The sequence below is a fragment of the Nocardia ignorata NBRC 108230 genome (genome assembly GCF_001612905.1).
Lineage (GTDB): Bacteria > Actinomycetota > Actinomycetes > Mycobacteriales > Mycobacteriaceae > Nocardia > Nocardia ignorata.
Genome location: NZ_BDBI01000032.1, coordinates 68,662 through 81,709 on the forward strand (window position 1 = coordinate 68,662; position 13,048 = coordinate 81,709).

The 13,048-nt window shown below is 67.5% G+C and carries 15 protein-coding genes; 5 read left to right on the forward strand and 10 right to left on the reverse strand.

The window, feature by feature from the left end; genetic code table 11:
- Positions 1 to 23: 23 nt before the first annotated feature.
- From NI2_RS25870 to NI2_RS25880, 3 genes are read right to left on the reverse strand one after another with little or no spacing between them, the layout of a single operon-like run.
- Entirely contained in the window at positions 24 to 470 is a 447-nt protein-coding gene (locus NI2_RS25870) for an SRPBCC family protein (protein WP_067495678.1), read from the reverse strand.
- A gap of 55 nt (positions 471 to 525) precedes the next feature.
- Positions 526 to 846: a DMT family transporter gene (locus NI2_RS25875; protein WP_067495681.1), complete on the reverse strand. Its 321-nt coding sequence runs from the start codon at positions 844 to 846 to the stop codon at positions 526 to 528.
- Positions 843 to 1,496: an FMN-dependent NADH-azoreductase gene (locus NI2_RS25880; protein WP_067495684.1), complete on the reverse strand. Its 654-nt coding sequence runs from the start codon at positions 1,494 to 1,496 to the stop codon at positions 843 to 845. Before NI2_RS25880 ends, NI2_RS25875 begins: the two co-directional genes overlap by 4 nt.
- 103 nt (positions 1,497 to 1,599) lie before the next feature.
- Here NI2_RS25880 and NI2_RS25885 point away from each other — a divergent pair, with 103 nt between their 5' ends.
- Together NI2_RS25885 and NI2_RS25890 are read left to right on the forward strand one after the other, a co-directional pair.
- A complete protein-coding gene (locus NI2_RS25885) occupies positions 1,600 to 2,196 on the forward strand; it encodes a TetR/AcrR family transcriptional regulator (protein WP_067495687.1) in 597 nt (198 codons plus the stop codon).
- 37 nt (positions 2,197 to 2,233) lie between these two features.
- Positions 2,234 to 2,686 (forward strand): DUF4240 domain-containing protein, encoded by a 453-nt coding sequence (locus NI2_RS25890; RefSeq protein ID WP_067495690.1) that lies wholly within the window; start codon positions 2,234 to 2,236, stop codon positions 2,684 to 2,686.
- A gap of 7 nt (positions 2,687 to 2,693) precedes the next feature.
- Here NI2_RS25890 and NI2_RS25895 read toward each other — a convergent pair whose 3' ends face one another.
- Together NI2_RS25895 and NI2_RS25900 are read right to left on the reverse strand one after the other, a co-directional pair.
- The gene (locus tag NI2_RS25895) at positions 2,694 to 3,554 is read right to left on the reverse strand and encodes an ABC transporter permease subunit (protein ID WP_067495693.1); all 861 of its coding nucleotides are present in this window, start codon (positions 3,552 to 3,554) and stop codon (positions 2,694 to 2,696) included.
- Positions 3,551 to 4,444: an ABC transporter ATP-binding protein gene (locus tag NI2_RS25900; protein ID WP_067495696.1), complete on the reverse strand. Its 894-nt coding sequence runs from the start codon at positions 4,442 to 4,444 to the stop codon at positions 3,551 to 3,553. Before NI2_RS25900 ends, NI2_RS25895 begins: the two co-directional genes overlap by 4 nt.
- Positions 4,445 to 4,590: 146 nt before the next feature.
- Between NI2_RS25900 and NI2_RS25905 the strand changes: the two genes are divergently transcribed.
- Positions 4,591 to 5,811, forward strand: coding sequence for a sensor histidine kinase (locus NI2_RS25905; protein WP_067495699.1), 1,221 nt, complete (start codon positions 4,591 to 4,593; stop codon positions 5,809 to 5,811).
- Positions 5,808 to 6,467: a response regulator transcription factor gene (locus tag NI2_RS25910; RefSeq protein WP_067495702.1), complete on the forward strand. Its 660-nt coding sequence runs from the start codon at positions 5,808 to 5,810 to the stop codon at positions 6,465 to 6,467. The genes NI2_RS25905 and NI2_RS25910 overlap by 4 nt, the downstream gene beginning before the upstream one ends.
- 16 nt (positions 6,468 to 6,483) lie before the next feature.
- Here NI2_RS25910 and NI2_RS25915 read toward each other — a convergent pair whose 3' ends face one another.
- Positions 6,484 to 7,131 carry a vWA domain-containing protein gene (locus tag NI2_RS25915; protein ID WP_084476795.1) on the reverse strand — a complete coding sequence of 216 codons (648 nt, stop codon included), beginning with the start codon at positions 7,129 to 7,131 and terminating at the stop codon, positions 6,484 to 6,486.
- 125 nt (positions 7,132 to 7,256) lie between these two features.
- On the opposite strand from NI2_RS25915, the gene NI2_RS25920 reads away from it, so the two are divergent.
- Complete coding sequence (locus tag NI2_RS25920; protein WP_067495705.1) at positions 7,257 to 7,709, forward strand: DUF1877 family protein; 453 nt, start codon at positions 7,257 to 7,259, stop codon at positions 7,707 to 7,709.
- 61 nt (positions 7,710 to 7,770) lie between these two features.
- Here NI2_RS25920 and NI2_RS25925 read toward each other — a convergent pair whose 3' ends face one another.
- The 4 genes from NI2_RS25925 to NI2_RS25940 form a co-directional block, all read right to left on the reverse strand.
- Positions 7,771 to 10,338: an ATP-dependent Clp protease ATP-binding subunit gene (locus NI2_RS25925; RefSeq protein WP_067495751.1), complete on the reverse strand. Its 2,568-nt coding sequence runs from the start codon at positions 10,336 to 10,338 to the stop codon at positions 7,771 to 7,773.
- A 268-nt stretch (positions 10,339 to 10,606) separates the two neighbouring features.
- Entirely contained in the window at positions 10,607 to 11,542 is a 936-nt protein-coding gene (locus tag NI2_RS25930) for an esterase/lipase family protein (protein WP_067495708.1), read from the reverse strand.
- Positions 11,543 to 11,618: 76 nt separating this feature from the next.
- Positions 11,619 to 12,176 carry an anthrone oxygenase family protein gene (locus tag NI2_RS25935; protein ID WP_067495711.1) on the reverse strand — a complete coding sequence of 186 codons (558 nt, stop codon included), beginning with the start codon at positions 12,174 to 12,176 and terminating at the stop codon, positions 11,619 to 11,621.
- Positions 12,177 to 12,309: 133 nt separating this feature from the next.
- Positions 12,310 to 12,921: an FHA domain-containing protein gene (locus NI2_RS25940; protein WP_067495714.1), complete on the reverse strand. Its 612-nt coding sequence runs from the start codon at positions 12,919 to 12,921 to the stop codon at positions 12,310 to 12,312.
- Positions 12,922 to 13,048 lie beyond the last annotated feature (127 nt).

Below are 13,048 nucleotides of genomic sequence, written 5' to 3' on the forward strand. Positions count from 1 at the left end.
TTCGATACCGAACCTACGTGAGCTCAGACCGGGATACTCGTCACTTCGTCGAGGCGTTCCAGCTTCTCCGGCCACACCTGCCGATGCAGGTCACGGATGGCGGCGGTGGGGAAACCGGAGTGCCGCAGCCGCAACCTGATGCCGCGTGGTTGTTTCAGGAACTCGGCGGCGACCACGGTCTCCACCCCTTCGGTCGCGGCGGTGACCCACGTGAACTCGATGCGGCGGTTCGCTTCCAGTGTGAGGATGCGGCCGTAGTGCGGGTTGCGCTTCTCGGCCGAGCCGGTGTCGAAATAGAGGGGCTCGTTCACGGCGGGTCGCATCAGGACCGATCCGGGGACGGCCAGCCACAGGTCGAGGCCTTGGGTCCAAGCCGCGTACAGCAGGCTCGGCTGGGCCTTCATGACTCGCTCGACGGTGAGCTCGTGGGGCCGAGTGGACAGGTCCGGGGGGCGAACTGGCTGGTCCATCAGCCGACTCTACCGGTCAAGTGCCCACCGAGCCCGCATCGGGTGTGCCACAGCGTCACTCGGGGTTGGTGACCCGCGCGAGCACGATGCCACCGAGAATCAGCGTCAGGGCGAAGACCCGGCCCGCGCTGAGCGGGTCCTTGTGCACGAGCACGCCGAGACCGATCGCCCCGAGTGCGCCGATCCCGGTGAACACCGCGTACGCCGTGCCGACCGGAAGGGTCTGCATGGCGCGCGAGAGCAGGTAGACCGCCAGCGAGCCGAGCACGAGGCACAGCAGGGTCGGGCCGAGTCTGGTGAAGTTCTCGGTGGGTTTGATGGTCTGCGACCAGGCGATCTCGACCAGGCCGGCCACGCCGAGCAGGATCCAGTTCATCGCGTGTAATCCTTTGCGAGCAGGCGCACTTCGGCGATGGCGGCGTCGAGTGACGCCTCGTGCTCGGCACGCAGGTGGGCGAGGTTGGGATCCGAGACAGCATTGGCCAGTTCGGCATTGACGAAAACGGTGTCGGTGACGGCGTAATGGCCCGCGAAGAAGTCGCGCAGGTAGCGCTCCTGATAGTCGAAGGCGGCCTTCGGCGCGCCGGGTGAGTAGGCGCCGCCGCGTGCGGAGACGACGACGAAGCGCCTGTGCCCCAGCGACATACGCGGGAAGGTCACCTGATCGAGCCAGGCCTTGAGCGTGGCGGGGATCGAGTAGTTGTACATCGGGGTGCCGATGAGGATCACGTCGGCGGCCAGCAGTTGCGCGAGCAGGGGTTCGACGGTGCGCCACGCGGCGCGGGCGGCGGGGGTGACGGCGAGGTCCGGCAGGCGATCGAGGTCCGTGCTGCCCGCCGCGAGGACGGCATCGCACAGCTCGGTCCAGCCCTCGTCGATGAACGGTGCGGGGTCGGTGGCGAGGTCGCGGTAGGTGTAGTCGCCCTCAGGGGCTGCCGCACGCCAGGCCCGCACGAATTCGGCGCCGAGTTTGCGGCTGAGGGAATTGGTCCTGGCACTGGCGTCGAGGTGCAGCAGGTGCGTCATGGTCCAACCTTTCGTTAACCGGACGTTGTGTCCGCTTATCCACACGGTAGAACACAAGTGGACACCTTGTCCACATTTACGTTTCTCGGCTAGAGTCGACCCCATGGAGCCTCGATCCGACCTGCTCACCGGCACGGCACCACCACCCGAACGCACCGACGCCGCCCGCAACCGCGCCAAAGTGCTCGCCGCGGCGGCCGACCTCTTCGCCAACCGCGACCCGCGCACCGTCACCATGGACGACATCGCCAAGGCCGCCGGCGTCGGCCGGGGCACCCTCTACCGCCGCTACCCCGACCGCAACGCCATCGCCGTCGCCCTGCTCGACGAACACGAACGCGCCGTCCAGGAACAGCTCCTCCGCGGCGAACCCCCACTCGGCCCCGGCGCTCCCCCCGCCGAGCGGCTCGCCGCGTTCTATGCCGCCATGATCGAATTGCTCAGCGCCCACGCCCATCTGGTACTCGGCGCCGAAACCGGCGGGGCCCGCTTCGCCACCGGCGCCTACGGGTTCTGGGCACTGCATGTCCGGGCCCTGCTGGTCGAAGCCGGTATCCCCCAGCCTGATTCGCTGATCGATACCGTCCTGGCCCCTGTGGCGGCCGAGGTCTACCTTCAGCAACGCGAACGTGGCCTGTCCCCGGAGCAGATCACCGCAGGTCTGTCGGTCCTCGCTCACCGGCTGCTCGGGGCCGGGTAGGCGCGATGTGTCGGTGGCTACGGCTACCGTCGCGCGGGTGAGGACACTTCCTACCGACGCCGAAGTCGACCGGTTCTGGGCCATGATCGAATCCGCCTGGGGGGCCTGCGGCGCGCCACGAACCGAGGAGCGACTCGACGAGTTCCTCGCCGAATTACGGGTGCTCAGTGCTGGTTTCACCAGCGAGGAGCTCACTGCGCTGGACCGCGTGGTCGAGCGCGCGCTCTACGACATCGACCGTGCCGATATCCACGCGCTGGTCGGCGGCTCCGACGACGGGTTCCTTTATCGCCGCGGCTTCATCGTCGCGCTGGGTCGCGAGTACTACCGCGCGGCTGTGGCCGATCCGGGGGCCGTGCGATCCCACGGCGAATGTGGGCAGATGGGCTATTTCTTCGCCCATCTGCACAACGACCGGTTCGGGACCTTCCCCGACCGGAATTCGGGAATCTCCAGGGAGACGGCGTCGAATCCGGCCGGGTGGTCGTGAATCGGGGTCAGGTGAGGTCGCGGCGGGCGGTGAGCCAGATGATTCCCGTCGCGAAGACCGTCACATAGAGCGCGAGGACGACGCAGGACTCGCCGCGGGTCAGGATGTCGAGGACACCCGGTGTGGCCGGGCCGTCCACCGTGCGCATCGCCCCTGCCAGTGAACCCGCGGCGGTGCCGGGGAGAAAGTCGGTGACCGCTTCGATGGGGCCGAATATCCCCGCGACCCCGCGCAGCAGGTTCTCGACGACGAGAACCCAGATCAGGCCGAGCCCGACAGCGAGAGCGGGGCCGCGCGCTACGGCGCCGATGAAGGCGCCCGCTGCGGTCCACATACTCAGAATGGCTGTGCCGGTGAGGATTCCGAGAAGTGACCGGTCGAGTGCGGGCAGCGTGACCGGCTGACCTTCCGTCACCGCGATGAGCGATGCGACACCGAGGTCGACGACGAACGCGGCACACACCAGGACTACCACTGTCACCAGCAGACCCAGCAGCAGCCCACCGACCGCATCGGCCCGGCCCGGCCCCTGGGTGAACACGGTCTTCCACGTCCCCCAGCCGTACCCACTGCCCACCGCCAGCGCACCGAGAACAAGCATCAGCGCACCGCCGAACATGGCCATACCCTGGGTGAATACTTCGGGCACAGCGGCCGGCATGAGCTGGCCGAGCAGCACGTCGCGCGGCAAGCCGTCGGACATGGAACCGCCCTCTCCGGAGCGGTAGGCCAGGTAGTTGAACAGGTAGGCGAAGGTCAGATTCAGCAGGATCCAAGTGCCGAGCACGATCCAGAAGGCGGGCCAGCGCCGGAGACGCAGACCCTCCGCCCTGATACTCGCCGTGAGATCTCTTGTCGTGCGGGTCATTTCGCGGCCTCCGTCAGCTCGAAGAAGACTTCTTCCAGGGATTTCTCGTCGACGCGCAGCTCGAGCAGGTCCGCACCCGCCTGCACGACAGCTCGCGCCACAGCAGGCGCCATCGCGGCCGTGGTCTCTATCCGGATACCCTCGGCGCCAGCCCGCACCGGCGCGTCGGACAGCGTGCGGACCGCCTCGACGGCCACGTCCACCGGTTCGGCGCGAACGAGCAGCGATGCGGTGCCGCGCAGTTCGGCGACCGTCGATTCGGCGAGCAGACGTCCACCGGAGATCACCCCGACCCGATGGCAGATTTCCTGCACCTCGGCGAGCTGATGACTCGACAGCAACACGGTGTGGCCGTCTGCCGCGAGATCGACGATGAGCGAACGCATTTCGGCCAGTCCGGCCGGGTCGAGACCGTTGGTCGGCTCGTCGAGGACGAGCAGATCGGGATCGCCGAGCAGGGCCGCACCGACACCGAGGCGCTGCTTCATGCCGAGGGAATAGGTGCGGAAGCGGTCGTCGGCGCGGGTAGTGAGGTCGACGCGGGCCAGCGCCTGGGTGACCTCCCGGTCGCCGAGTCCGCGATAGCGGGCGAGAACGCGCAGGTTGTCGCGACCCGACAGGTACGGGTAGAAGCCGGGGCCCTCGATCAGCACCCCGACCCGGCGCAGCACCTCCGGGTCGCCGGGGGCGCTGCCGTGGACCGTCGCGGTGCCCGCGCTCGGGCGGACGAGGCCGGTCAGCATGCGCAGGGTCGTCGTCTTGCCCGCGCCGTTGGGGCCGAGGAAACCGTAGATCTCCCCGGTCCTGACCCGCATACTCACCGCGTCGACCGCGAGGTGTTCGCCATAGCGTTTGGTCAGCCCGGTGGTGACCACGATTGATTCGTTCATGCGAAAGACGATCCGCGCCGAAGGGGTGCCCGCACATCCGTCGCGCGGCTCGATCGGGCCTACGTCGCGCGATGTACGCGGGGCCGCGGGAAAAATACGTGCGTAGGCCGACGCTTCTGCCCGGGTGACGCAATAGGGTTGCGTGGGTGGGAGCGAAGTGGGAGCGTGACGCGGCCGTCCGGGACTGGGGGCTGGCGGTGGTGGTCGCGATAGTGCAGCTGGCAGGCAGTTCCGGGGCGAATGCGCAGCAGACCGGGGTGCGTTCGCTCGACGCGTTCGCGTACCTGTTGCTGCTGGCCGGGCCGATCGCGCTCGGCTTCCGTCGGTTGCTCCCCGAGCCGGTGCTGGTGGTGGCCCTGCTCGCCGCCGTGTCCTACGTGCTGCGCGACTACGGGTACGGGCCGGTCTTCCTTTCCCTCATCATCGCGTTCCTCACGTCTGCTGTACACGGATCACGCTGGCGCACTTACCCGTTGGTCGTCGTCGGTTACCTGACGATGGTGTGGCCGCTACCCGCCCTGCTCGGCCGCGATGTCGACGCCTGGCAGGTTTTCGGCCTGCTGGCCTGGCTGGGTGTGCTGGTCGGGATCGCCGAGGGAATACGCCAGCGGCGCACGGTGGTGCTCGCGCGCCGGGAGCGGGCCGAGGCGGCGCAACGCGATGAACAGGCACAGCAGGCGCGGGCCGCGTCCGAGGAACGGCTCGCCATCGCCCGTGAGTTGCATGACGTACTGGCACACAGCCTTTCGCTGATCAATGTGCAGTCCTCGGTGGCGCTGGAACTGTTCGACCGCAAACCACAGCAGGCCGCCGCCGCGCTGGCCACGATCAAGACCACCTCCAAAGAAGCACTGACCGAGGTACACACGCTGCTGCACGCGATCCGCAGCGGCGCACCCGTCGCTCCCGAATACCCCGAAGCCTCTGCTGCCGAGCCGGTCCCGGCACCCGCGCCGCGTGCACCGGCACCGACGCTCGACGACCTCGACACCCTGTTGCAACGAACCAGGGCGACCGGTCTGCCCGTCGACACCAAGGTCATCGGCACCCCCAAGAAGCTGCCGAGCGTGATCGACGTGGCCGCCGCCAGGATCATCCAGGAATCGCTGACCAATGTGGTACGCCACGCGCCGGGGTCCACGGCGATGATCACCCTGCGCTACACGCCCGAAACGGTCGACATCACCGTCGACAACACCCGCCCGACCGGTACCGCCGTGCGCAGCGGGATCGGCGGGAACGGGATCATCGGCATGCGGGAACGGGCGCATGCGCTCGGCGGGGCGCTCACCGCCGGGCCCCGGCCGTCCGGCGGGTTCCGGGTGGCCGCGCGGTTGCCCTCCCGGCCGGCTGGAGCAGAGACATGATCCGGGTGCTGGTCGCCGACGATCAGGCGCTGGTGCGCGGCGGGTTCGTCGCACTGCTCGATGCCCAGGACGACATCGAGGTGGTCGGCGAGGCCGAGAACGGCGAACAGGCCGTGCGGATGACGCGCGCGCTGGTGCCCTCGGTGGTGCTGATGGACATCCGCATGCCCGTCCTCGACGGGCTGGCCGCCACCCGCATGATCGCCGACGACGCGCAGCTCGCCGACGTGCGCGTCGTCGTACTCACCACCTTCGAAATCGACGAATACGTCTTCGAGGCGATCCGGGCCGGTGCCGCGGGTTTCCTGGTGAAACACACCGAACCCGCCGACCTGCTCCGCGCCGTCCGGGTCGTCGCGGCGGGCGACGCCCTCCTTTCCCCCAGCGTCACCCGCCGCCTGCTCACCGAATTCGCCACCCACGCCAAACAACCACCCCCACCCGCCTTCGCCGACCTCACCGACCGCGAACGCGAGGTCCTCACCCTGGTAGCCGAGGGCCTCACCAACGCCGAAATCGCCGCCCGCCTCTACCTCAGCCCCGCCACCGCCCGCACCCACGTGAGCCGCATCCTCACCAAACTCGCCGCCCGCGACCGCACCCAACTAGTAGTCCTCGCCTACGAATCCGGCCTCGTCCGCCCCGGCTGGCAGTAGCCGGAGCGCCTTCGGATCAGCTGTCCGTGCCCGCTCGGCGGCGTTCGTCCTCGGAGAAGTGGGCGCGGCGGGCCATTCCGGCGGGGGCGGCTTGGGCTCGGGCCGAGTAGGCCGAAAGGGCGTCGAAGGCGCCGCGGACGCCGCCTGCTACGGGGGCGTAGGTGATGGAGGAACCGGGGTCGAAGCCGAGGTTGGAGCCTACTTCGACGGCGTCCATGTTGGCGCCGAGGAAGACGAAGGTCCAGTTGTAGACCTCCTGCTGCTGGGTGATGAGGGACTTGACCGCCGCATGGGTCCATTCGCGGCTGGAGTTCTCGTGGCCGTCGGTGAGGACGACGACGATCACCGTGCCGGGCCGCTCGTTCTCGGGGCGGGCCGCGAGCTCCTCGCCGACGCTGGTGACGAGTTTGCCGACGGCGTCGTACAGCGCGGTCCCACCACGCGGCAGCAGATTCGGCGCGGGCACCTGATCCAGCGGAACATTCGAATAGACCACCTCGTAGGTGGTGTCGAACTGCGCCAAGGTCACCTCGATCCGCTTCGGCACCTCCCGCTGCTGCTCGAAATACGCGGCCAACCCACCTTCGGTGTCGGCCTTGATCGTCTGCATCGAACCGGAACGGTCGAGCAGAACAGCGATGAGCGTGCGATCGGAATCAGTCATGTGCGTGAACACCCCCGTGTCGTGTGGACTGGCCCAACCCACGGTACGCCGCGAATCCACCTCTCGGAGACCACGAAAAGCGGCTCGAAAGATATCTCCAAGTTCGCATTCCTACCTTCGCCCCCATGGGCCCAGTTCTCGCATTCCACCGAATTTCCGACGCCGACGCCGCCCGCATCACCGCCGATGCCGAAGCCGCCCTCGAGCTGATCGACCACCTCGACCGCCCCGGCGAACCGACCGGCGACATCGACAAAGCCTGGGACGGCCTGCGCCACCTACTCGAGGCCGCGAACATCGACCTCGACCTCTTCGGCGACCTCGACCCCTGGGCAGGCGACGGCGCAACCAAGATATGGACAGCCGCCGAGATCACCACCGCCGCCCACACCCTCACAGCCACGCCCTACAGCGTCCTCGACCGACATTTCGACCCGGCAGCCATGGACGCCGACGACGTCTACCCCGAAATCTGGGACACCGATTTCTGCCGAGAATTCCTCCGCGAAAACTACGAAGCCCTCCGCACATTCTTCGCCGCCGAACAGAATTCCCAGGCCGTTTCGCAATTCCAATAACCGCTTGGCAACGAAAAAGCCCACCTTCCGAGTTCGGAAGGTGGGCTTTTCGTTCAGCTGGTTACTCGCCGGAGGCGGCGGTGTCGGGGGCGGTGCCCTCGGCTGCTCCGGTGAGGACGACCTCGGGCTTGTCGTCGCCCGTGGGGGCCTTGGTCAGCTTCGTCTTGCCGGTGAAGGTGAACTTGGCGTCTTCGCCCTGGCCTTCGCCGTCCCAGTTCTCCACGTCGACCGTGATGGTCTGGCCCGCGCCGATCTCGCCGAAGAGGATCTTCTCCGACAGCTGGTCCTCGATCTCGCGCTGGATCGTGCGACGCAGCGGACGGGCGCCGAGGACCGGGTCGAAACCGCGCTTGGCGAGCAGGCTCTTGGCCTGGTCGGTCAGCTCGATCGCCATGTCCTTGTTCTTCAGCGCCTTGGCGACACGGTTGATCATCAGGTCCACCATCTGCACGATCTGCTCGCTGGTGAGCTGGTGGAAGACGATCACGTCGTCGATGCGGTTGAGGAACTCGGGGCGGAAGTGCTTCTTCAGCTCGTCGTTGACCTTGAGCTTCATCCGCTCGTAGTTCGAGCCCTCGGCGTTGGACTGGGTGAAGCCCAGGCCGACGGCCTTGGAGATGTCGGAGGTGCCCAGGTTCGAGGTGAAGATCAGCACGGTGTTCTTGAAGTCGACCGTACGACCCTGACCGTCGGTGAGACGGCCGTCCTCGAGCACCTGCAGGAGGGTGTTGTAGATCTCCTGGTGCGCCTTCTCGATCTCGTCGAACAGCACCACCGAGAACGGCTTGCGCCGCACCTTCTCGGTGAGCTGGCCGCCCTCCTCGTAGCCCACGTACCCGGGAGGGGCACCGAACAGGCGCGAGGCGGTGAAGCGGTCGTGGAACTCGCCCATGTCGATCTGGATGAGCGCGTCGTCGTCGCCGAACAGGAAGTTCGCCAGCGCCTTGGACAGCTCGGTCTTACCGACACCGGACGGACCGGCGAAGATGAACGAACCGGACGGACGCTTCGGATCCTTCAGGCCGGCGCGAGTGCGGCGGATCGCCTTGGAGACGGCCTTGACGGCATCCTCCTGGCCGATGATCCGCTTGTGCAGCTCGTCCTCCATGCGGAGCAGACGGGTGGTCTCCTCCTCGGTGAGCTTGAAGACGGGGATGCCGGTCCAGTTGGCCAGCACCTCCGCGATCTGCTCGTCGTCGACCTCGGCCACGACGTCCAGGTCACCCGAACGCCACTGCTTCTCCCGCTCGGCGCGCTTGGCGACGAGCTGCTTCTCCTTGTCGCGCAGGCGCGCGGCCTTCTCGAAGTCCTGCGCGTCGATCGCGCTTTCCTTCTCGCGACGGGCATCGGCGATCTTGTCGTCGAACTCGCGCAGGTCCGGCGGCGCGGTCATCCGGCGGATGCGCATGCGCGCGCCCGCCTCGTCGATGAGGTCGATCGCCTTGTCCGGCAGGAACCGGTCGTTGATGTAGCGGTCGGCCAGCGTCGCGGCGGCCACGAGAGCGCCATCGGTGATGGAGACCCGGTGGTGCGCCTCGTAGCGGTCGCGCAGACCCTTGAGGATGTTGATGGTGTGCTCGACGGTCGGCTCGCCCACCTGCACCGGCTGGAAACGGCGTTCCAGGGCGGCGTCCTTCTCGATGTACTTGCGGTACTCGTCGAGGGTGGTCGCACCGATGGTCTGCAGCTCGCCACGGGCCAGCTTCGGCTTCAGGATCGAGGCCGCGTCGATGGCGCCTTCGGCAGCACCCGCGCCGACGAGCGTGTGCAGCTCGTCGATGAACAGGATGATGTCGCCGCGGGTGTTGATCTCCTTGAGCACCTTCTTGAGGCGCTCTTCGAAGTCACCGCGGTAGCGGCTGCCCGCGACAAGGGAACCCAGGTCGAGGGTGTAGAGCTGCTTGTCCTTGAGGGTCTCGGGGACCTCGCCGTTGACGATGGCCTGCGCCAGGCCCTCGACGACGGCGGTCTTACCGACACCGGGCTCGCCGATCAGCACCGGGTTGTTCTTGGTGCGGCGGCTCAGCACCTGCATGACGCGCTCGATTTCCTTCGAGCGGCCGATGACGGGGTCGAGCTTGCCTTCCAGCGCCGCCTGCGTGAGGTTGCGACCGAACTGGTCGAGCACCAGCGAGGTGGACGGCGTACCCGCCTCACCGCGCGAGCCGGTGCCCTCGACGGGCTCCTTGCCCTGGTACCCGGACAGCAGCTGGATGACCTGCTGACGGACCCGGTTCAGGTCGGCGCCCAGCTTGACGAGCACCTGGGCCGCGACGCCCTCACCCTCGCGGATGAGGCCGAGCAGGATGTGCTCGGTGCCGATGTAGTTGTGGCCGAGCTGCAGCGCCTCGCGCAGACTCAGTTCCAGCACCTTTTTCGCACGCGGGGTGAAGGGGATGTGACCGGACGGCGCCTGCTGGCCCTGCCCGATGATCTCCTCGACCTGGCTGCGCACACCCTCCAGCGAGATGCCAAGGGACTCCAGCGACTTCGCCGCCACGCCCTCGCCCTCGTGGATCAACCCAAGCAGGATGTGCTCGGTGCCGATGTAGTTGTGGTTGAGCATCCGGGCCTCTTCTTGGGCCAGGACAACGACACGCCTCGCGCGGTCGGTGAACCTCTCGAACATCGCTCCCTCACTCTCCTGCTCCGACATTCTGGCAACAGACGCCGCTGTGTGCTCGGTACAACCTTGGGCGCCGGAGGCGACAACTGTCGCCGTCAGCCTGCCATGAAGCCCGGGGGTTGCGGCCCCCGCCATCCACTCTAGTTGGCAGGGGATTCCGCCGTCGCCGCTCCACCCTATTGGGGACCGGTGACAACTTGGTCATTCACTCACAACGCGCACGTCGCGGCATTCGTTTCCGTTCCAGTTTTGCCTACAGCGAAATCCCGCCTCAGCCGGTGAACGGGGGCACGAACTCGCACGGCACGGGCGCCTGCCTGGCCGGATCGAGGGCGTTGAGGACGTGACCGGCGGCACGCGGACTGCCCGCGATGGCCATGTGCTCGGACCAGTCCTGCGCGCAACCGTCCTGCACGAGGACCGAGGTGGCGTTGGGACCGGGCACCAGGCCGGAGGTGTGCGGCACGACGAGCTCGTCGAGGACCGTGACGATATTGACGTAGGTGACGCGCGGGTCGTACACCCCGTCGGCATTGAGCGCGGTCATGAACGGCGAACCGCTGAACATCTGCGCGCACGCCTGGCACAGCGAGCCGGTGGCGGCGTCGAAGACCGGTCCCGCGCCGAGCGCCCGGCTGAAGTGGGCGATATCGCCCGCGCCGAAGGCGTTGGTGCCGAGCCAGGGCGGCGCGATCCCGACCAGCGTGCCGACCTTCTCACCGCCGCCGAGCCGCTTGAGGTAGTAGTTGCCGACGATATTGCCCTGCGAGTGGGCGACGAGGTCGACCCGTTCGGCGCCGGTCCGCGCGAGGACACCGTCGACGAAGGCCGACACCTCCGCCGCACTCTGCTCGATGGGACGCATCCCGCCGATGGCCGAGACGGGCCAGGGCAGCGCGTAAGCGCCGTAGGTGAGGGTGAACACGCAATAGCCCTCGTTGGCCAGCAGCGGGGCGTACACGCCCCAGTTCGTCTGCGCTCCACCGCCGGTGCCGTGCAGCAGGACGACCGGATTCGGATGTTCGGGCGTGGGAACACAATTCGGATCGTTCGCCCCGGGCAGCGCGCCGCCCGGGTTCGTCAGCTCGGGCGCGATGCCCGCGAAGAAGTTGTAGTCGACGGGGTAGGGGTCGGCGGCCGCACCGCCTGCCCCCACGAGACCCAGCAGCATCGCGACGGCGAGAACGAGCATCGACTTACTTCGCATGGAACCACCCCTGACTAGAACGCGTTCCAGTCATCATGGAACACGTTCCAGCCGTCGCGTGGCACTACGGTGCGATTCAGCGCACCAGCGCGTGCGAAGCGGTCTGCCCCGAGACCGGGGCGGCGGCGTTCGACTCGCCCTGCTGCACACCCGCGACGAACAGCGCACCGCCCAGCACCAGGAACGCCGCCGTGTGCAGGATCGCCCGCAGGATGTTCCAGCGCACCCACGCCGCCTCGAAATCGGCGCGCACCGAAACGGTGTCGGCCAGCGTCGCCGGGTCGCCCGCCGCGGCCAGGGCGTCGTTGAGCGGCACGTTCTGCCCGGCGGTGACCGCGAACGCGATCACGTTGAGCACCAATGCGATTCCGATCCAGATCAGCGTGGCGCGGTGATCGCCGCCCAGGTGCAGCGCGGCCGCGAGTGCGGTGAAGCCGACCGTCCCGAGAAAGCCGAACATGAACCACGGGTTGATGATCACCACGTTGATCTTCTGCATGACCTCGATCAGCGTGCGGTCCCCGGTGCGCGCCAGGGCGGGCATCACCGAGATCGCGTAGGCGTAGAACACGCCGGCGACGAGGCCGGTGCTGAGCATCGCGAGAACCAGCGAGGACAAACGAATGGCCGACATGGGAACCAACTCCTGACTCGAATCCGGAGTCGCGCTCCGGTGACAGGAACAAGTCAACCGCGTCCCCACCGCCACCGACATGGTTCAGGCGCTCAGCCACCTGCGTCAGGCGCTCGACCGTCGGCCCCGGACGTCACAACTCGTGATCGGAGATCATTCCGCTCTGCATCGCGAGGGCGGCGAGCCGGGTGCGCTTCTGGTTCTGCGGCAGATTCTCCACCCCGAACTTCGCGAAGAGGGCACGCAGGTGGGTTTTGATCGCGTCGATCGACAGGAAGAGTTCCTCGGCGATCTGCTGGTTCGACGCGGGCGTCGCGAATCCGGTGCCGTGCTTGTACGGACGGCACAGGGCGATCAGCACCGCGCGCTGGGTTTCGGTCAGCGAACGCATGGTGGGGATGGAACCGGAGGCGGTATGCGTGGCGTCGTCGACGACACCACCGAAATCGAAGAAATGCACCAGCGTGGTGCCGACCCGAATACGGTCACCCGGGCTCAGCCTGCGCCTGCCGACCAACCGCTCACCGTTGACGAACGTCCCGTTGCGCGACAGCCCGTCGTCGATGATCGTCCAGTGCGCACCGAGGTGTTCGACCGCGGCATGCAACCGCGACACCTCGGCATCCCAACCGAGCACGAGGTCGGCCTGAACGTTGCGCCCGATGGTGATCCGCTGCTGCGCGGGGTCCAGCGGCAATTCATGCTGGCGCCCGGTGTTGTCGGTGTACCGAAGAAAGGAGCTCACCGCACATCTCCCAAGACTCGAAACACCTTGCGCACAACCATCAGTCTATCTTTCCAGGCCACATTCCCACCCACCCGAGGAGGGCGGAAGAAGCGGTACCCAACCCTTCCCGACCTCGAGGAGGGAT

Excerpts from the sequence above, each read along its gene's own strand:
- NI2_RS25930 (WP_067495708.1), bottom strand. The coding sequence starts at position 11,542 with ATGCGAAGTAAGTCGATGCTCGTTCTCGCCGTCGCGATGCTGCTGGGT.
- NI2_RS25910 (WP_067495702.1), top strand. The coding sequence starts at position 5,808 with ATGATCCGGGTGCTGGTCGCCGACGATCAGGCGCTGGTGCGCGGCGGG.
- NI2_RS25920 (WP_067495705.1), top strand. The coding sequence starts at position 7,257 with ATGGGCCCAGTTCTCGCATTCCACCGAATTTCCGACGCCGACGCCGCC.
- NI2_RS25925 (WP_067495751.1), bottom strand. The coding sequence starts at position 10,338 with ATGTTCGAGAGGTTCACCGACCGCGCGAGGCGTGTCGTTGTCCTGGCC.
- NI2_RS25900 (WP_067495696.1), bottom strand. The coding sequence starts at position 4,444 with ATGAACGAATCAATCGTGGTCACCACCGGGCTGACCAAACGCTATGGC.
- NI2_RS25880 (WP_067495684.1), bottom strand. The coding sequence starts at position 1,496 with ATGACGCACCTGCTGCACCTCGACGCCAGTGCCAGGACCAATTCCCTC.
- NI2_RS25915 (WP_084476795.1), bottom strand. The coding sequence starts at position 7,131 with ATGACTGATTCCGATCGCACGCTCATCGCTGTTCTGCTCGACCGTTCC.
- NI2_RS25875 (WP_067495681.1), bottom strand. The coding sequence starts at position 846 with ATGAACTGGATCCTGCTCGGCGTGGCCGGCCTGGTCGAGATCGCCTGG.
- NI2_RS25895 (WP_067495693.1), bottom strand. The coding sequence starts at position 3,554 with ATGACCCGCACGACAAGAGATCTCACGGCGAGTATCAGGGCGGAGGGT.
- NI2_RS25935 (WP_067495711.1), bottom strand. The coding sequence starts at position 12,176 with ATGTCGGCCATTCGTTTGTCCTCGCTGGTTCTCGCGATGCTCAGCACC.
- NI2_RS25885 (WP_067495687.1), top strand. The coding sequence starts at position 1,600 with ATGGAGCCTCGATCCGACCTGCTCACCGGCACGGCACCACCACCCGAA.
- NI2_RS25870 (WP_067495678.1), bottom strand. The coding sequence starts at position 470 with ATGGACCAGCCAGTTCGCCCCCCGGACCTGTCCACTCGGCCCCACGAG.